This window comes from Carnobacteriaceae bacterium zg-C25 (assembly GCA_017945845.1).
Lineage (GTDB): Bacteria > Bacillota > Bacilli > Lactobacillales > Aerococcaceae > WM01.
Genome location: CP072828.1, coordinates 312,071 through 332,342 on the forward strand (window position 1 = coordinate 312,071; position 20,272 = coordinate 332,342).

The 20,272-nt window shown below is 36.5% G+C and carries 16 protein-coding genes; 15 read left to right on the forward strand and 1 reads right to left on the reverse strand.

Annotated elements, in window-relative coordinates:
- The first annotated feature begins 117 nt into the window (after positions 1-117).
- From J7S27_01560 to J7S27_01575, 4 genes are read left to right on the forward strand one after another with little or no spacing between them, the layout of a single operon-like run.
- Entirely contained in the window at positions 118-981 is an 864-nt protein-coding gene (locus tag J7S27_01560) for a DNA-binding protein (GenBank protein QTU83231.1), read from the forward strand.
- On the forward strand, positions 978-1,928 hold the full coding sequence (locus J7S27_01565; GenBank protein QTU83232.1) for a tyrosine recombinase: 951 nt from the start codon (positions 978-980) through the stop codon (positions 1,926-1,928). Before J7S27_01560 ends, J7S27_01565 begins: the two co-directional genes overlap by 4 nt.
- Positions 1,918-3,090: a phosphopentomutase gene (deoB, locus tag J7S27_01570; protein QTU83233.1), complete on the forward strand. Its 1,173-nt coding sequence runs from the start codon at positions 1,918-1,920 to the stop codon at positions 3,088-3,090. The genes J7S27_01565 and deoB overlap by 11 nt, the downstream gene beginning before the upstream one ends.
- A 13-nt stretch (positions 3,091-3,103) precedes the next feature.
- Positions 3,104-3,925: a purine-nucleoside phosphorylase gene (locus J7S27_01575; GenBank protein QTU83234.1), complete on the forward strand. Its 822-nt coding sequence runs from the start codon at positions 3,104-3,106 to the stop codon at positions 3,923-3,925.
- Between the two features lie 71 nt (positions 3,926-3,996).
- Here J7S27_01575 and J7S27_01580 read toward each other — a convergent pair whose 3' ends face one another.
- Positions 3,997-4,764: a DUF1189 family protein gene (locus J7S27_01580; GenBank protein ID QTU83235.1), complete on the reverse strand. Its 768-nt coding sequence runs from the start codon at positions 4,762-4,764 to the stop codon at positions 3,997-3,999.
- Positions 4,765-5,180: 416 nt separating this feature from the next.
- Here J7S27_01580 and J7S27_01585 point away from each other — a divergent pair, with 416 nt between their 5' ends.
- From J7S27_01585 to dnaJ, 11 genes are all read left to right on the forward strand, one after another.
- Positions 5,181-7,022, forward strand: a complete 1,842-nt coding sequence (locus tag J7S27_01585; protein QTU83236.1) for an InlB B-repeat-containing protein — start codon at positions 5,181-5,183, stop codon at positions 7,020-7,022.
- 262 nt (positions 7,023-7,284) lie between these two features.
- Entirely contained in the window at positions 7,285-7,857 is a 573-nt protein-coding gene (locus J7S27_01590; GenBank protein ID QTU83237.1) for a TlpA family protein disulfide reductase, read from the forward strand.
- Positions 7,858-7,891: 34 nt separating this feature from the next.
- Entirely contained in the window at positions 7,892-10,282 is a 2,391-nt protein-coding gene (locus J7S27_01595; protein ID QTU83238.1) for an LPXTG cell wall anchor domain-containing protein, read from the forward strand.
- A 378-nt stretch (positions 10,283-10,660) separates the two neighbouring features.
- Positions 10,661-12,493 (forward strand): DNA primase, encoded by a 1,833-nt coding sequence (gene dnaG / locus J7S27_01600; protein ID QTU83239.1) that lies wholly within the window; start codon positions 10,661-10,663, stop codon positions 12,491-12,493.
- 10 nt (positions 12,494-12,503) lie between these two features.
- Positions 12,504-13,613 (forward strand): RNA polymerase sigma factor RpoD, encoded by a 1,110-nt coding sequence (rpoD, locus tag J7S27_01605; GenBank protein ID QTU83240.1) that lies wholly within the window; start codon positions 12,504-12,506, stop codon positions 13,611-13,613.
- Positions 13,614-13,686: 73 nt separating this feature from the next.
- The gene (locus tag J7S27_01610; protein QTU83241.1) at positions 13,687-14,160 is read left to right on the forward strand and encodes an 8-oxo-dGTP diphosphatase; all 474 of its coding nucleotides are present in this window, start codon (positions 13,687-13,689) and stop codon (positions 14,158-14,160) included.
- Between the two features lie 261 nt (positions 14,161-14,421).
- On the forward strand, positions 14,422-14,616 hold the full coding sequence (locus tag J7S27_01615; GenBank protein QTU83242.1) for a helix-turn-helix transcriptional regulator: 195 nt from the start codon (positions 14,422-14,424) through the stop codon (positions 14,614-14,616).
- Positions 14,617-15,304: 688 nt separating this feature from the next.
- Complete coding sequence (gene hrcA, locus J7S27_01620) at positions 15,305-16,339, forward strand: heat-inducible transcription repressor HrcA (protein QTU83243.1); 1,035 nt, start codon at positions 15,305-15,307, stop codon at positions 16,337-16,339.
- 1 nt (position 16,340) lies between these two features.
- Positions 16,341-16,901: a nucleotide exchange factor GrpE gene (grpE, locus tag J7S27_01625; GenBank protein ID QTU83244.1), complete on the forward strand. Its 561-nt coding sequence runs from the start codon at positions 16,341-16,343 to the stop codon at positions 16,899-16,901.
- A gap of 77 nt (positions 16,902-16,978) precedes the next feature.
- On the forward strand, positions 16,979-18,805 hold the full coding sequence (gene dnaK, locus J7S27_01630; protein ID QTU83245.1) for a molecular chaperone DnaK: 1,827 nt from the start codon (positions 16,979-16,981) through the stop codon (positions 18,803-18,805).
- 55 nt (positions 18,806-18,860) lie between these two features.
- Positions 18,861-20,003, forward strand: a complete 1,143-nt coding sequence (gene dnaJ / locus J7S27_01635) for a molecular chaperone DnaJ (protein ID QTU83246.1) — start codon at positions 18,861-18,863, stop codon at positions 20,001-20,003.
- The last annotated feature ends 269 nt before the right edge of the window (positions 20,004-20,272 follow it).

Genomic DNA, 20,272 nt, shown 5'->3' on the forward strand with positions numbered 1-20,272 from the left:
ACTTTCAGTGGGATAGGCTGAAAATTAGAGTAATTTTATAAAAATTTTTCAAATATCCCAAACGTTTGCCAAGTGTGGTAAAATGAGTGAGTACAATATGTAAAGTGGAGGTGAATTATGGAATCGGCATATGGAACGGTAATTGCGGGTATTGTAACCGATGAAAATGCAAAACAATATTTTGTGCAAAAATCGGGTGTGACATTCGCGCTAGATAAAACGGAAGGGATGACGTACCAAATTGGAGATGTCGTTAGTGGTTTTATTTATGAATCGAGTGATAAACGTAAAAAAATAACAGTGGATATTCCAAAAGTTCAACAAGGAAAGTATGCTTGGGGAACAGTAACGCAAGTACGTAAAGATTTAGGTGTGTTCGTTGATATTGGTCTTGCGGACAAGGAAATCGTCGTTTCTTTAGACGATTTACCGCAAATGAAAGAATTGTGGCCTAAAAAAGGCGATCGATTGATGATGGGCTTAAAAGTCGATAAAAAAAATCGACTGTGGGGCGATTTGGCTGATGAAGGTATTTTCAAAGCTATCTCTAAAAAAGGAAAAGAATCTGATCGAAATCGTGATATTTCAGGTGTGGCATTTCGTTTGAAATTGGTAGGGACGTATATTTTAACGGATGATTTTTATGTTGGATTCATTCATCCGAGTGAACGTGTGGACGAGCCGCGTCTTGGAGAAACGGTTAAGGGGCGTGTTATCGGTGTGCGACCAGATGGTATTTTAAATGTATCGTTACGCCAGCGCGCACATGAAGCGATTGGTGATGATGCTGCAATGTTGTTAGCTATGTTAGAGCAAAGTGCTGCAGGATTTTTACCGTTTACAGATAAAAGTGATCCAGAAATCATTAAATCGCATTTTGGAATTAGTAAAGGTCAATTTAAAAGAGCGGTGGGTAATTTATTGAAACAACGCAAAATTACGTTGACACCCGACGGCATTGAATTGATAAATAACGCATGATGACAGTAAATGATAAAAAAAACGAACAATTGCTACAAAAAATACGTGAGTTTGACATCGAAATGCAATTTGATGGGTTGTCTGACAATTCAAGAGTGAGTTATCAATTGGATTTAGAAAAATTGAGTGACTTTTTATATGAAACCTACCACATTCAATCGTTTTTTGAAGTCACTCGTGAAATGTTGACGCATTATTTGGCACATTTAAATGAGGAGCAGGCAAAATCGGCAACGGTTAGCCGTAAAATTTCAGCGTTTCGTAAATTTTTCAAATTTTTAAAACAACATAACGCTATAGAAATTGATCCCATGGAAACGATTAGTTTGCCTAAAAAACGAAAAACGTTACCGAGTGTATTAACGACGGATGAAATCGATCGGTTGTTAGGGGTTCCAGATTTGACGACCGTTCAAGGTATACGGGATAAAGCGATATTAGAAGTGTTTTATGCAACGGGATTGCGTGTGAGTGAATTGTGTGAACTATCGTTATCGCAACTGCATTTACAAGAGCATCAAATTGATGTCATTGGTAAAGGGAATAAGGCACGTCTAGTCCTTATCGGCGATGAGGCAATCGAAGCGTTGCAATTTTATTTAAATTTTGTAAGAGACAAACTGCTAGGGGATTCAGTAAGTGATGCGGTATTTTTAAATCGACGTGGGAAACCATTTACGCGTCAAGGCATTTGGAAAATGATTAAAGCAATGGTTGTCAAAGCCGGCATTACAAAAACGGTAACGCCACATACATTGCGTCATTCCGTTGCCACGCATTTGTTGTCAAATGGAATGAATCTTCGACTCATTCAAGAAATGTTAGGGCATGAAAATTTAGTTACGACAGAAATTTACACACATGTGGATCGTCGGAAAATTACAGATGATTATTATTTATACCACCCGCATAGTCGGGTGAAAGGAGAAGTGGATAGTGAAATTTAATCGAATACATGTTATTGTGATGGACTCAGTTGGAATAGGTGAAGCACCAGATGCAGATAAATTTAATGATGTCGGTGCACATACGTTAGGGCATATTGCTAGTGAAGTCGGTTTGCGCGTGCCAAATATGACAAAACTAGGTTTAGGGAAAATTGCGCATCTAGACGGTATTTCAGATCAATTGGAAACACATGGATACTATACAAAATTACAAGAGCAATCTGTTGGTAAAGATACAATGACAGGTCATTGGGAATTGATGGGTTTGAATATTCAAACACCTTTTAGAGTGTTTCCTGACGGGTTCCCGAAAGAACTATTAGATAAAATAGAAGCCTATACGGGTCGAAAAGTCATTTGTAATTTGCCATATAGTGGAACAAAAGTATTAGATGACTACGGTAAAGAACAATTAGAAACAGGCGCGTTAATTGTGTATACATCGGCTGATCCGGTGTTGCAAATTGCTGCGCATGAAGATGTGATTCCGTTAGAAGAACTGTATGATATTTGTGAATACGTGCGTTCCATTACGTTGGAAGACCCTTATATGATTGGTCGTATTATCGCACGTCCATATATTGGCGAACCGGGAGCATTTGTTCGAACAAGCAATCGTCATGATTATGCGCTCAGTCCTTTTGGGCAAACAACATTAGATTTCTTGAAAGAAGCGCATTATGATACAATTACGATTGGAAAAATTAACGATATTTTTAATGGACAAGGTTTAACAAAATCCATTCGTACAAAAGATAATATGGATGGTGTTGATCAATTGCTTCAAGTGTTAGAAACATCATTTACTGGAATGAGTTTTTTAAACTTAGTTGATTTTGATGCGTTGTATGGTCATCGTCGAGACGTCAAAGGTTATGCAAAAGCGTTAGAAGATTTTGATGCGCGTATTCCGGAAATTATGGAACGCATGCAAGAAAATGACTTGTTAATCATTACGGCAGACCATGGAAACGATCCAACGTTTACGGGTACAGATCATACAAGAGAGTACATACCCGTATTGTTATATTCAAAAGCGTTTAATCATTCAGGTGCGCTAACATCAGGTGGACACTTTGCGGATATTGCTGCAACAATTAGTGAAAACTTTGGCGTAGCACAAACTGAAAATGGTCACAGTTTTTTAAGTCAATTAAATTAAGGAGACAAGTAATATGTTAGATTACAGAAGAAAAATTCAAGAAGCCGCAGACTATATTAAATCGCAAGGTGTTGTGAATCCCGAATTTGCCTTAATTTTAGGTTCAGGATTAGGTGAATTGGCTGAAGAAGTAGAAAATGCGATCAGCATTGATTATTCAAATATTCCTCATTTTCCTACAACAACAGTGGTTGGGCATGCAAATGAATTAGTGTATGGTGTGTTAAATGGTAAAAATGTATTAGTGATGAAAGGACGTTTCCACTATTACGAAGGATATGGGTTAGAAGCGATTACTTTCCCAATTCGTGTATTTAAAGCGTTAGGTATTGAAAATGTATTTTTAACCAATGCAGCAGGTGGTGTTAATGAAACGTATAAACCGGGCACGTTAATGATGATTACCGATCATATTAATTATGCGGGACCAAATCCATTGATTGGACCAAATGATGATGAAATTGGTACACGTTTCCCAGATATGACACAAGTGTATCATCCTGCTTACCGCGATGTGATTCGTCAAGCGGCTAAAGAAGTAGGGGTTGATTTAAAAGAGGGTGTTTACACATGGTATTCAGGACCAAGTTATGAAACGCCAGCAGAAATTCGTATGTTTAGAACGTTAGGCACAGATGCGATTGGCATGTCTACTGTTCCAGAAGCAATTGTGGCTAATCATGCGGGTATGAAAGTTATGGGAATTTCTTGTATTACCAATATGGCTGCTGGAATGAGTGGCGAACAATTGAGCCATGAAGAAGTTGTCGAAGTGACTCAAAAAGTAAAACATTTATTTAAAGCGTTAGTGCGTAAAACAATTGAATTCATTTAATGTGATTAGGGTTGACGGATCGCGCCGTCAACCCTAATTAAATATAAAAAATAACTTGGCGATGTGCCAAGCTATTTTTGTGTTAATGCAATTTTTAGAACGGTATGTTGTATAAAGAGAACGTAAAAAAATACAAACAATTCAAACGGTAGCGTTAAATTTAAAAGTTTGGCTATGGTTATAATGACGTATGGACCAAATGATGCGAATAAACTAACTCTCCATAAATGTTGGAAGCGAACGATTTTTTGACTGAGTAGAAAAATAAAACGAGCCGCCAACGTTAAAAATAGGTTTTGTGTTAAGACGATGATAACGCTAAATAAAATAGAAAAAATAGGTATGATAAAATAAGAAATTGAAATACCGTTTTGTAATAAGGACAATGTTTCTTGTAGTTGATATGTTGAAACGGCCTCACTTGATATTGTTTGTTTTAAAAAAAGTTTACCCAATAGATAGTAATTTGTTTCATTGTTTTGTGTAATAATCGTCATTGTATAGTCATCAATCAAGTTTTGAATTTGGTTAGATGTCAATGTTTGATTTGAATCAAATGCGTAGTAGACGTGCTCTGTTTGAATCGCTTCACTGGCATTAGTTGAATCGAACGTTTTAATGATTTTTTGTTGTGTCGTTGTGAACTGTGGAAGGTTTTGTGCGACGGTTGATAAGTTGTTGTTTAATGTATTGGCAACACTATATTGCTCGATAAGAGTTGGTAAAGCAACAACACAAGAGAGCAATAACGTGAGTTTTACAATGATATGCTTTCTTAATAGCGTCACATGTGTCAAAATTTCAGGCTGATGAATTGATTTCAATAATATGTGTAACATATATTCCTCCGTTTCAGTATCATTGCTACTATACTTGATTTGACGATAAAACGCTAGTGTAATGATTTGGAAAATAGGTATATAAAGTAGGGACATTTTAATTTAAATGAAAAAAATGACATCATAAGAGCGTATAAATCTGTTAGCAATAGGTAATGATGGCATTTTTGTGTTTAAAAGTGCAAATTTTTGCGTTGAAAAAGGCATACAAAATATAGAAAAGGCACTTTAAAAATTCGGTTTTTATCGTTTTGAAAAGCGTATCAAACACGCAAAGAGTATTGACAAAATTTGAATTTACTATAATATAAGTGGAGAAATTATGTTTTTTCAAAAGACCAATCGATTGGAAAAATATATAAAAATTTTAAGTGTTTATATGAATTATAAACCGTTAATCAGTAAGGAGTTTACATATGAAGAAAAAATTAGTAACGGGTTTAGCGACCGTTGTATTATCAACATTAGCATTTAATACAAATGTATTTGCGTCAAATGGTGATATCGACGGAAACGTATTTTTATTACCGAATAACGAAGCGCGCGATAATGCGTTTTTCCAAACAATTTCAGTGCCACGTAGTTGGTTTGCTGGATATGAGCAAGTAGAGGTGTCTTTATTAGACGCTGCTTCAGGCAACGTTGTATCAACTATTCTTTCAGGAAATAATGCACAAGCACAAGGCTACGGTGCGTTCACATTTAGAGGAGTACCTGATGGAACATATAGAATTCGTGTGGCACCTGTCAACTCAGACGGTGTAGAACACGTGTCTATTCCAGCTTTAGCGATTAACAATTCAAATAATGAATATTTCTTCCAAGATACATTGGTTTCTGAATTGATCTATGTAAAAAATGGTGAAATTGTAAATGCACAAGGACAAATTTACGATACAAATGAATATGTAGAAGGTATTCAAGCGCCTCAATTTTCATTCGCAGTTGTTCGTCGTCCATGGGCGTTAGATGTTGCAACGGATATTGGTTCGTTTCTTTTAACTAACGGTACAGCTACAAAAGAAGTAAATTACTTCCCTGGTGGCGTTCAAACAGGTGTCTATTCAAATCGTGGATACATGGCTGTTTTAGGTGCCTTGTCATTAGATACATTTGGCACAGCGATTACTTCACGTGGTACGAGCTTAGTTCCACCTGTATTGTCTGATGAAGAAGTAAGATTCGGTTATTCATTTTTAGGTTGGTCTATTGATGAGTCGTCATTAGCGGCTTATCCTGAATTAGCACCATTTAAATACATTCCAATGGAGCAAAGAACGGAAGAAACATTAATTCGTGCTTTATCAACTGAACAAGTTTTATCTTTTGGTGCTAAAGGCGATTTAAAATTACACGCAGAATTCACAGCACCTATTCACGTTGTTCGATTCTCAACAGACCTTGAAAAAGGAAAAATTGAAGGTCAAGGCACTAAAACATTTGTTGCTTACGGTAACTTAACAAAATTACCAGAATTACCTGTTCCAACTCCAGAAGCTGGATATGAATTTGTTGGTTGGTTTGTTGATTTAACAACAAATACGGTTCCAGAAAATGTTATTTTAGGCAATAACATTGTAGGTAACCAAGTGTACTATGCGAAATATCGTAAAATTCCAGTAACTCAAGAAATTTCTAAAAATCCAGTTGTGTTACGTTTAGTTGAAGGTGATAAAGAAGTAAAAGGATTAGGTATTGCTGGTTCTTCTTTAACCGTTACTTTTAAAAATGGAACGTCTGTCGAAACAACTGTAGGACAAGATGGTGCTTGGACAGTTGCTGTTCCAGAAGCTGCAGCTTTAGTAAATGGCGACAACGTATCTGCAGTACAAATTGAAGAAGGTAAATTACGTAGTTCTGCAGTAGACGGTACAGTAGTAAAAGAAAATGTAGCGCCAACAACAGAAGTTAGCACACGATTTGTAGATGAGTCAGGACTAGATATTGCAAATCAAGAAAAAGGTACAAAAGAAGTTAAAACAATCAAAGGATATGAATTTGTACGTACTGTTGTAGATATTAACGGAAATACAGTACACATTTACAAACAAATTGTAGTTCCAGGAGCACCGACACCAGAAAATAATACACCTGTTTCATCAGGAGATGCACCTGCAAATATGCAAACAACAACAGGACGTAGAGTAAATGGAGCATCACGTTTACCATATACAGGTACTGCTGAAACACCAGTGTTGTTTGCGGGATCAGTGCTATCACTATTCGGATTATTATTCGCATGGATGAAACGTAAATAATTAACAATGTAATGCATTTCAAAAGCGTGAAGGACAGTGTTCTTCACGCTTTTTGTGTATTTGATTCAAGGCTATGTCAAATTAGGTTGATGCTTAAAATTTTAAAGCAAAAAATGGTCTAGTATCTTGAATATAACAGGCGTGAAGAGTATAATAACTCTCTGTAGTACAATTACGGCAGATGCTTTTTTGTTTGAAATGATGTTTAAAAAGCATCTTAACTGAATGACACATTGACAATGCAAAAGAAAGGGGGATGTTAGTGAATAAAAAATTAAGATGGTCTGTTATATTGGCTGTAGCATTTGCTTTTTTAGGAACAGCATGTTCAAATGAAAAGACAAATTTTACATCGAATAGTACAGCACCACCTAGGAACACTCATATCGCCACGAATTCTGCTAAAAGTGTGGAGGGGGAAATGTTGCCGGATTTCAATGTGTTTTCGGCAAGTGGTGAGACAGTTTCTTTGCAGCAATTGTTGGGAGAAAAAGCGAGTGTTTTTGTTGTGTGGGCGAGTTGGTGCCCGGATTGTCAAAAACAATTACCAGTTATTGAAAAAGTGTATCAACGCTACAAAGATCGTATAAGTTTTGTAGGAATTAACTATACGGACGGCAGTCGCGAGACGCAAGAAAAAGCCGTTCAATATGTCAAAGATAAGGGGTATACCGTACCAATCGTTTTTGATAAAAATGAAGCGACACAAAAATTTTTAAAAGTTGAGACGATTCCTACGATGTATTTTATTAAGGGGAATAAGATAGAAAAAGTTTTTGTGGATGTTGAAACAGAAGAAAAAATAATCAATGCATTAGAGTCATTAATGAACTAGTGTGTATCAAAATAAAATTAAAAGGGTTAAACAAATGAAAAAAATAATGAAAAAATGCGCGTATCTTGGCGCTACGTTTGGATTGCTATTTAGTAACGCTGCCAGTGTACGTCAAGTATTTGCAGTTAACGAAGCAGATTCGACGACAAATATTAGCTACGTTTACACAGATAAATGTAAAGTTGGTAAAAATGTCAATGATTTATTTGAAGATAAAGGTGTAGGGCATCTTAAAGTGACTGATAAAAATGGTTACCTTGAGGCGGCAGAAAATTCACCGTATAAAGCCAATGACTATGAGTCTGTATTTGTTCAATTCCAAGGGGTATTACCAAATACTGATTTTTCATTGAAAAAAGGGGATTATTTTACGGTTCAATTTTCACCGGATACGCGTATTTCAGGAATTACAAATCAAGGTGTTGTACGCATTCCCGATATTACAACTAATGAAAATGGACAAGAAGTCGTCATTGCGGTTGCTAACTATGATCCAGAAACGAAAACCGTTACCTACGTTTTTACAGATTATGTAGAGACACATCAAAATATTCAAATCGTTCGTCAATATAATGAATCTATTTATCAAAATAATGTATTTGAAAATGGAGAGCACACATTTAATGCGGTGTATGCAGGACTGCCATATTCGTATACATATGATGTAGAAGTGTATTCAAAAAATGATGTTGAACGCTTCAATAGTGTAGGCGATAACAATCCAGTAGATTTAATTTCTAAATTGACAGACATTAATCCTACAAATAATAAATTTGAAACTGTTACAAAAGTTAAAGTGAATGGTACGGGTAGTGAATTAACCTTCCGTTATCCACAAGATGCCAGTGTGCCGATTAATGAAGAAACGCATTTAACGATTTATGCTATCCCAGAGGGTGAAGAAATTGGTGGCTATGGCATTAATCCAGCGTGGCAAGATGTGACAGCATCATTTACAAAAACGGTAACGGATACAGGTATTGAATATACAACAGCAAGTAATGAATTTACGAAATATGCTTTTATATCTCATGGAAGTTACGTGACTGAAAAAGGGATTTGGTATGTGCCGGAAGCTATTTATAAAGGTAAAAAAGCAGGTATCGTTGTATTGATGAATAGCGCAGCGACTATAGATTGGGCGACAGGTCGTGAGATACAAAATGTTCGCTGTGTGCCGCACAAAGAACTACAAATCGAAAAAATAGATAAAAATGATAAAACTAAAAAATTAGCGGGTGCAACATTTGAAATCCGCAACGCAGAAGGTACTCTTGTTAAGACGGTAACGACTGATGAAAGTGGAAAAGCTTCTGTTGATGGACTTGCTCTTGGTGAATATACGGTTACGGAAGTTGAAGCGCCAGTTGGGTATGTTCTTGATGATACAATCATGACGGTTACACTTGATGGCACAACTACGGCAGTTGTCGTGCATCAAGTTGAAAATGTCGCAAAAGGTAGTATTAAAGTGACAAAAGTTGATGCCGAAGACCAAACAAAAGTGTTATCGGGTGTTGTCTTTGCGTTGAAACAAGGTGAAAAAGAAATTGCACGAGCAACAACAGATGTTAATGGTGTCGCGCTATTTGAAAATGTGCCATATGGCGAGTATACACTTTCAGAAGTGTCAACAATTGATGGGTACGTGCTAAGTGAAGAAACACGTCAAGTGGACATTACGCAAGCTGGCAAAGTAGTTGATTTACAAAACTTTGACAATCATCGCATTAAAGGTAGCGTTAAAGTGACAAAAGTCGATGCCGAAGACCAAACGAAAGTGTTATCGGGCGTTGTCTTTGTATTGAAACAAGGTGAAACAGAGATTGCACGAGCGACAACAGATGTTAATGGTATCGCGCTATTTGAAAATGTGCCATATGGCGAGTACACACTTTCAGAAGTGTCAACAATTGATGGGTACGTGCTAAGTGAAGAAACACGTCAAGTGAACATTATGCAAGCTGGTAAAGTAGTTGATTTACAAAACTTTGAAAATCATCGCATTAAAGGTAACGTTAAAGTGACAAAAGTCGATGCCGAAGACCAAACGAAAGTGTTATCGGGTGTTGTCTTTGCGTTGAAACAAGGCGAAACAGAAATTGCACAAGCAACAACAGATGCACAAGGTGTAGCATTGTTTAAAAACGTTCCTTACGGGACATATAAACTGGTTGAAAAATCAACGATTGATGGTTATGTTTTAAGTGATGAAATGCGTGAAGTGACAATTTCAAAAGAGGGTGTCGTTGTTGACCTTGGTAAATTTATGAACAAAAAACAAGTCACACCGCCTGCGACAATGGTTAAACCGAAACCAACACTGCCAAGTACGGGTGAAACGCTGTCTAATTGGGTGAATGTATTAGGGGTTACTTTAGTGCTTCTTGCCGTATGTGTATATCGTGTAAAAAAAGAAAAATAATTAAATTGTAAAAAAGAAAGGCTCAACCCTTTCTTTTTTCAGACTGTTGACAAATACACTGTCAACAGTCTTTTTTCGTACCAGACGTTAAGTTGTACGGCTTACCGCGATGTACACGATACAGTCGTGATAATCACTATTTATAATGTGCCAATATTATTTTGATAGTCTGTGCTTGATTAAAAAGTTGAATACATTTTGGTGTAAGGTTACAAAGTGCGGTAAATGGGAATTGTATGGTGCGCCTATTAAAAAGGCATTTTCTTTGTTGATTTGTCGTGTTTGAAAGGTGTACTTATTGAAAAAGTAGTAATTTATGCTATACTTTACTATGACTTAATATATAAAATAGGCTAATTGTCGATTTGGGGGTGAAATATGGTGAAAATACCGAACGAACAGATTGAGTCCATTGCGAAATCTGTAGATATTGTTGATGTTATTGACCAATTTGTCTCTTTAAAAAAACGTGGAAAAAATCATTTTGGCTATTGTCCGTTTCACGATGAGCGCACCCCGTCTTTTTCAGTTTCTCAAGAAAAGCAACTATTTAAATGTTTTTCGTGTGGACGTGCCGGCAATGTTTTTTCGTTTTTTATGGAAAAAGATGGGCTGACATTTTCTCAATCGGTTAAAAAGGTGGCTGACTTAGCGGGAGTCCCATTAAAAATTGATACGGATGAGTCTTCGCTTCAACGCACCCCACAACAAATCGAACAAGATGAAATCATTGCGTGTCATGAGTGGGCACTTGATTTTTACCATCACGTTTTATTGCATACGACAGAAGGTGAAGAAGCGTTAGCTTATTTGAAAGACCGCGGATTGACTTTGGAAACAATCCAAACGTTTAAAATCGGTGTATCGCCAGCGTCACGTGAATTATTAGTGAAATTGCTTCAATCAAAAGGGTACAGTGATGAGTTAATTGATAAAACGGGATTGGTTTCTGTTTTTGATAATCGGCGAATCGACCGTTTTTATAATCGTATTATGGTGCCTCTTCGAGATGCATCCGGTCGATGTGTTGCGTTTTCAGGACGTATATATAAAAAAACAGCTGAAAGTGATTCGACGGATTTTGTCGAGCCGAAATATTTAAATTCGCCGGAAACGCATGTTTTTCAAAAGAGTCAGTTTTTGTTTAACTTGGATTTAGCGAGAGGTCCAATTCGTAAAAAAGAAGAGGTGGTGTTGTGTGAAGGCTACATGGATGTCATTGCACTCTATCAAGCTGGTTTACACAATAGCGTAGCATCTATGGGAACGAGTTTAACCCAGCAGCAATTAGGTATGATGCAACGCATTGCCCGACATATCACATTAGCGTATGATGGAGATAGCGCTGGTTTAAAAGCTACCGATCGTGCCATCCGTTTAATTCGAGATTATCGACATTTTGAAGTGAGTGTTATACCGATGATTGATAATTTAGATCCCGACGAAATGATTCAGCGTTACGGAAATACTTATTTTTTAAATCACGTATTGCATGAAAAAGAAACCATTTTTAAATTTTATGAACGCTATTATCGTCATGAATTTAGATTGGATAATCAAAAAGGGCAATTAGATTATATTGATGCGCTATTAAAAGAATTAACGTTCGAATCTTCGATTACGGCACGGGCGTTAGCGATTTCTGAAATTGCCAAATCCTTTCATATGGATGAAAAAGTATTGCAGCAACAGTATGAGGTGATTGCTAAAAATCAGCCTAAACGTGTATCGAATGAAGCTGTTGCACCGTTTGGTCGAAGCGTGTCTTACGGCGTTCCTAAAGTAAACGCCGATTTGGACGAAATTACAATTGCAGAGCGGCATTTATTGCGACGTGTTTTACAAGATGTTCATGCGTTATCATTTATTGATGTGGTAGATAGTGCGTTTACATTTAAAAATAGCCAATTAGGTGAGTTGTATCGACATTATCGAGCCTTTTTACAACACCAACAGGGGACGTTAACCGAATTTATGCATCAACTTGAGGAGTTACCGCAACAACAATTGGTCAGTGAGTTAATGTTATCATTTGATGATGCGCCAGTAACCCAGCGTGAAATTGTAGAAGTGATGCAAACGCGCAATCGAGCGCTTGTCAAACAAGAATTAGGACGGATACAACACGACATTAATGAAGCGACTAAAGCTGGAGATACGGAAAAAGTGCAACAGTTATTGTTCGTGTATCAAAATTTATTAAAACAATAGGAGTTAGGGAATGGCTAAAGATAATAAACAGTATAAAATTGAAGCGGATAAATTATTAGCAGAACGTAAATTATTTGGTACTGTTACCTATGAGGAGTTGTCTAATACATTGGCGATTCCGTTTGAGTTAAACGCTGATGAAGTTGATGCGTTAATTCAACAATTTGAAGATAATGCGGTAAGTGTTGTCGATGAACAGGGCAATCCAACCGATCGTCAAATTGAAAAACAAGAGCAAGAAACGCAAGAGTTGTTAAAAGAAACACAACAAGAAGAGGATGATTTGAATGTTAAAATCAATGATCCTGTTCGTATGTATTTAAAAGAAATTGGGCGTGTACCTTTATTAACTGCCGATGAAGAAATTGAATTGGCGTTGCGTATTGAAAAAGGTGACCAAGAGGCAAAACAAGAGTTAGCTGAAGCCAACTTGCGTTTAGTTGTGTCTATTGCTAAACGTTATGTTGGTCGTGGTATGCAATTTTTAGATTTAATCCAAGAAGGTAATATGGGATTAATGAAAGCCGTTGATAAATTTGACCACACAAAAGGGTTTAAATTTTCAACGTATGCAACGTGGTGGATTCGTCAAGCGATTACACGTGCGATTGCCGATCAAGCGCGTACCATTCGTATACCGGTTCATATGGTAGAGACAATTAATAAATTGGTGCGTATTCAACGTCAACTTGTTCAAGAGTTAGGTCGCGAACCGAGTCCTGAAGAAATTGGTGAAAAAATGGACTTAACAGCTGATAAAGTGCGTGATATTTTAAAAATCGCTCAAGAACCGGTATCTTTAGAAACGCCAATTGGTGAAGAAGATGATTCACATTTAGGTGATTTTATTGAAGATGATGGTGCAACAAGTCCGGCAGAACATACGGCGTTTGCTCTATTGCGTGAACAGTTAGAAGAAGTTTTAGACACATTGACAGATCGTGAGGAAAATGTGTTGCGTTTACGCTTTGGATTAGATGATGGGAACGTTCGCACGTTAGAACAAGTTGGAAAAGTTTTTGGTGTGACACGTGAACGTATTCGCCAAATCGAAGCAAAAGCTTTGCGTAAATTACGCCATCCAAGTCGCTCAAAACAATTGAAAGACTTTTTAGATTAATCATAGATGAGCAGATTTTAAAGCGTATTTAAAATCTGCTTTTTTGAAATCGAAAAATAAAGGAGTGTGCTGCATGATCTTAGCGACACTATGCTACATTGATAATGGAAGAGAGTATTTGTTGCTTCATCGAAATAAGAAAGAGCAAGATATACATCACGGTAAATGGATTGGTGTAGGCGGTAAATTTGAAGCTGGAGAAACGCCACAAGAGTGTGTCGTACGAGAAGTTTTTGAAGAAACGGGTTTAACGATACAAAATCCGGACTTAAAAGGGTTTATTATGTTTCCTAAATTTGACGGGACGAATGACTGGGGTGTTTTTGTATTTGTTGCAAAAACATTTACAGGACACTTGATTCAATCAGATGAAGGGGATTTAGAATGGGTCGCTTACCATCATGTATTGGATAAACCAACGTGGAAAGGGGACACGTTATTTTTGAAATGGTTACTGACGGATCAGTCGTTTTTTAGCGCTAAAATTATTTATGAAAATGGAGAATTTGTAACGTACAGTGTCGATTTTAAAAATGCGGGGATATAAAAAGCGCTGATTAAAGGCGCTAATCTTAACGACTTGCCAGCACATCTCAAAATTAGATGTTTAAAAATAGTGGATGATGAAAGCGTCATTCACTTTTTGTGTTGAAAAAACTGATGAAGCGATGCATTATTTTAATGAAAAAAGGTTGTTAAATCAGTGTTTTTCACATAGGTAAGGACACCTATTTATAATTTACGATGTGTTATATATTGACGACCATATTAATTGTTTGGTACAATATAAACAACCAAGGGTGGTGAGATGATGAAGAATAGGATAGCGGAATTTAGAAAACCTTTAGGTTTATCACAACATAGATTAGCAAAGTTAGTAGGATTAAAAAGACATTCTATAATGGCTTATGAAAATCAAACGAAATTTCCTACTATAAAAACAGCTTATGAGATTAGTAAAGTTTTAGGTAAAGACATTAAGGAAGTCTTTATATTTGAATAAAATGTCATAATAAGTGGGATAAGTAGTATGTTTTGTCCCTTGTGTTAGGCAACATGATCAATTTGATTGTGTAGCAGTATGGTTGCTAGATACAAAACGTTTGTTTGATTAAAAGGATTTTTATATGTATGAATTGATTAGATTTGGAAGTTTAATTTTTATTTGTGTAGATTTATTTCATGCAGTAATTACTAAAAAAAATTTAAATAGTTTTTTGTTTATTTTTTCAAGTTTGGGAGCATTTATTGTTCTGAATTTTGATAACAATGAAAATAACAAAATTCTAGCAGTAATGTATGTGTTTTATTTCATTACATATATTTGTGAACGAATAAAAAAACAATTGTAAAGTAAAGTACGAAAATATAGATAATTAACACTTACTTTTACGGTGTTGGCGATCAAAATTAAGTAACTGTATCAACCGATAACGAGAGAAATTCTTCGTTATCGGTTTTCTTATGTTTAAGGTTCTATAATATTTGGTGGTTTCCAAAAGGAAGTCGTCAGCACTAAATATTATAGAACCAAAAAAGCTGATGAAATCGAGTATTCAGAAATAAAAAATGATACCTTTAAAATTTTTAGCATAGTGTTGACAAGAGTGCTAACACGTGATAAACTAGCGTTGTTAGCAATTAGCAAACTAAAGTGCTAAATGCTAAAATGAACGAAAGAAGGTGAACGGATGCTAACAGATAGACAATTAAAAATATTGCAACTAGTCATTCGACTCTATACTGAACAGCATGAACCGGTTGGGTCTAAAACATTATTAAGCCAGACCGATTTACCTTTTAGTTCAGCAACTATTCGTAATGAGATGATGCGTTTAGAAGAATTGGGATTTTTAGAAAAAACCCATTCATCTTCAGGACGTGTGCCATCAGTATCAGGATACCGCTTTTATGTGGATAATTTATTACCGGCATTGGATATGTCACAAAACGAAATTGTCAACGTGAAGCAAGCGTTTAAACAACGCGCCCAACAAATTAATGATATTGTGGATATGTCTGCAAAAATGTTATCGTCATTAACCAATTACACAACCATTGTGTTAGGACCAGAAACAACCAAAAGCAAATTAACTGGTTTTAGATTAGTGCCAATTGACAAACATCAAGTAATGGCCATTTTAGTGACGGATAAAGGTGCAGTTGAAAATCAATTATTCACATTACCACAAGGCGTGTCACCGATCGATATTGAAAAAGTTGTCGGTATTTTAAATGAAGAACTCATTGGCTTAAATCTTTCAGAAGTCTATGAAAAACTCCAAAAAGATATTCCAAATATTATACAAGATAATATGAACATTAAGTTTGATATTTTGCCGATTTTACAATCTTTAATGATGCGATTAGAAGCTGAACGGCTATTCATTGCGGGGAAAAACAATTTAATTGATTATTACGAAAACGACCGCGCCCATTTGAAACATGTCTATGACATGTTGGAAAACGCTAATGCAGTGTATGAATTGATGACGCCAAATCACAAAGGTGTAGACATTAAATTTGGCTCGGAATTAAACCACGAATCGTTTAAAGATTTAAGCGTTGTAACGACAACGTACGAAACCAACAACGGTACGGGCATTATTGCACTAGTTGGTCCGACAAATATGTCGTATTCACGTGTTGTGGGATTGATGAACGTCATGAGTGAAGAGTTACGTGATAGTATCAATGATTATTTTGACCATTATTTAGGAGGATGACGTGAGCGAAGAAGTGAAAAATGAACAATTAGAAAAGGTAGAAGAGCTTTCTGATGACGTTTTAGAAAATGCAGAAGTAGTAGAAGAAGCGTTAGACAAAACACCAGAGCAACTAGAAATTGAAAAGTTACAAGGCGAGAATGATGCGCTAGCTGACAAAGTGTTACGTGCACAAGCCGAGTTACAAAATGTCCAAAAAAGACAACAAAAAGAACGTAGCGATTTAATCCGTTACCGTTCGCAATCGTTAGCGACTGCCTTATTACCGGTTATTGATAGTTTAGAGCAAGCGTTAAAAGTTGAAGTGAGCGATGAACAAAGTGTACAGCTGAAAAAAGGATTAGAAATGGCGTATCAAAACTTTTTAAGTAATTTAGAAAGTGAGGGCGTCACAAAAATTAAAGCGTTAGGTGAACCGTTTGATCCAAATGTGCATCAAGCGATTCAACAAGTTAGTGCACAAGATGGTCAAGCAAGCGATACGGTTGTGCAAGTTTTTCAAGAAGGTTACATGTTACATGAACGTGTGATTCGTCCAGCAATGGTAGTCATTGCACAATAAATAAAAAATGATGCCGATTAAATCGTGCGACTAATCGGAAATGATAGCACAAATAAACACAAAGAGGTAAAACAATTATGACAAAAATTATTGGTATTGACTTAGGAACAACAAACTCAGCAGTAGCTGTATTAGAAGGAACAGAATCAAAAATTATTCCTAACCCAGAAGGAAACCGTACAACACCATCTGTTGTTGCGTTTAAAAATGGTGAAATTCAAGTCGGTGAAGTAGCAAAACGTCAAGCAGTTACAAATCCAAATACAGTGATCTCAATTAAATCACAAATGGGTGAAGCAGGATACAAAGTAAACGTAGACGGAAAAGACTACACACCACAAGAAATTTCAGCGATGATTTTACAATACTTAAAAGGGTATGCTGAAGACTATTTAGGTGAAAAAGTTGAAAAAGCAGTTATTACGGTACCCGCTTACTTCAACGACGCACAACGTCAAGCAACAAAAGATGCTGGTAAAATTGCTGGTTTAGAAGTAGAACGTATTATTAACGAGCCAACAGCGGCAGCTTTAGCTTATGGTTTGGATAAAACCGATAAAGACGAAAAAATCTTAGTATTCGACCTTGGTGGTGGAACGTTCGACGTGTCAATCCTTGAATTAGGTGATGGGGTATTTGATGTGTTGGCAACTGCCGGTGACAATAAATTAGGTGGGGATGATTTTGACCAAAAAATTATTGACCACTTAATCGCAGAATTTAAAAAAGAAAATAGCATTGATTTAGCACAAGATAAAATGGCGTTGCAACGTCTAAAAGACGCTGCTGAAAAAGCGAAAAAAGATTTATCAGGTGTGACATCAACTCAAATTAGTTTACCGTTTATTACAGCAGGCCCTGCAGGCCCTGTCCATTTAGAAATGACATTAACACGTGCTAAATTTGATGAATTGACGCATGATTTAGTAGAACGTACAAAAGGTCCAGTTCGTCAAGCATTAAAAGACGCAGGATTATCAACAAGTGAAATTGATGAAGTAATTTTAGTTGGTGGTTCAACACGTATTCCAGCGGTTGTTGAAGCAGTTCGTAAAGAAACGGGTAAAGAACCAAATAAATCTGTAAACCCTGATGAAGTTGTTGCAATGGGTGCTGCTATTCAAGGTGGTGTCATTACAGGTGATGTGAAAGACGTTGTTTTATTAGACGTTACACCATTATCATTAGGTATCGAAACAATGGGTGGCGTGTTTACAAAATTGATTGACCGTAATACAACAATCCCAACAAGCAAATCGCAAGTCTTTTCAACAGCGGCTGACAACCAACCAGCAGTAGATATTCACGTGCTTCAAGGTGAGCGTCCGATGGCAAATGACAACAAAACGTTAGGTCGTTTCCAATTGGCAGATATTCCAGCAGCACCTCGTGGTGTGCCACAAATCGAAGTAACGTTTGATATTGACAAAAACGGTATCGTAAGTGTACGTGCTAAAGATTTAGGGACACAAAAAGAACAACAAATTACGATTAAATCAAATTCAGGTTTAACAGACGAAGAAATCGAACGCATGGTTAAAGATGCTGAGGCAAATGCTGAAGCGGATAAAGCGCGTAAAGAAGAAGTTGATTTACGTAACGATGTTGATCAATTGTTATTCCAAGTAGACAAAACATTAAAAGAATTAGAAGGCAAAGTTGATGCAGAAGATGTGAAAAAAGCAGAGACTGCACGCGATGAATTAAAAACTGCTCAAGAAGCAAACGATTTAGAACAAATGAAAGTAAAACGTGATGCGTTAAATGAAGTTGTTCAAAACTTAACGGTTAAATTGTATGAGCAAGCGGCAGCTGCACAACAAGCAGCGCAAGGTCAAGAAGGTGCAACAAATAATGCTTCTGATGACAATGTAGTAGATGCTGATTTTGAAGAAATCAAATAATCATTTAAAAAGGCAAGGTTGAGATCATCTCAACCTTGTTTAGTAAGGAGAATACATGTCAAAAAGAGATTATTATGAAGTTTTAGGTGTGGCAAAAACAGCAAGTGATGATGAAATCAAAAAAGCCTACCGTAAACTATCGAAAAAATATCATCCAGATATTAATAAAGAGCCTGATGCTGATGAAAAATTTAAAGAAATTGCTGAAGCGTATGAAATGCTAAGTGATCCACAAAAACGTGCAGCCTATGATCAATATGGTCATGCAGCCAACGATCCTAATTTTGGAGCGGGTGGTTTTGGTGGCTTTAGTGGCGGTGGCTTTGAAGATATTTTCAGCTCATTCTTCGGCGGTGGTGGCGGATTTGGTGGCTTTGGATCTTCTCAAAATCGTCGTAATATGGCACGCCAAGGTAGTGATTTACAGTACCGCATTCATTTAACGTTTGAAGAAGCCATTTTTGGTAAAAAAGAAACATTGACCTATCATCGCGAACAAGAATGTCATACGTGTCATGGTAGTGGTGCAAAAGATGGATCTAAAAAACAAACGTGTTCTAAATGTAGCGGTCGCGGGTTTGTGAACGTTGAACAAAATACAATGTTTGGTCGTATGATGTCACAAGCGACATGTGATGTATGTAACGGTAGTGGAGAAGTGATTACTGAAAAATGTGACACATGTCATGGTGTTGGTCGTGAGAAAAAACAACATTCTGTTAGTGTAACGATTCCAGCAGGTGTTGAAGATGGTCAACAAATGCGCTTGAGTGGACAAGGTGAAGCGGGATATAACGGTGGACCGTACGGTGATTTATATGTTGTATTTAGTGTTCAAGAAAGTGATCGCTTTGATCGTAACGGTGCGGATATTTACTTTGAGCAAACCATTAGTTTTGTACAAGCTACTTTAGGTGATGAAATTGAAGTGCCGACGGTACATGGAGATGTGAAATTGAAAATTCCAGCAGGAACACAGTCGGGGACATCATTTAGATTGCGCGGTAAAGGTGCACCTAAGTTACGTAGTTCTGCTATGGGTGATCAACACGTTAAAGTAAAAGTGTTGATACCAAAAGACTTAAATGAAAAACAAAAAAATCTATTACGTGAATTTGCAAAAGCTGGTGGGGATAATTTGCCAGAAGAAGAGGAAGGGTTCTTTGATAAGCTGTTCCATGGTGGTAAGAAAAAATAACTTAACAAACAAGGAAAATATCCCAGTTTTTTGTCTGTGTTCAGATTAAAAAAACTCTACCTACTTTTAATGATAACGGTTAAATAAATTATTATAATTTTATTGTTAATATGGTAGAATTAAAGTATCACATAGGGGTTTGTCGTTTATGAAAGGCAGGGGGGTCCAATGTACCGATTTAAATACGACGGTATATTTTAATGTTGAATAATGTAGCAACTATAGGTCTTGTCACAGGTGTTTTGAAAAAAGTTATTCCGCCTTTTTGA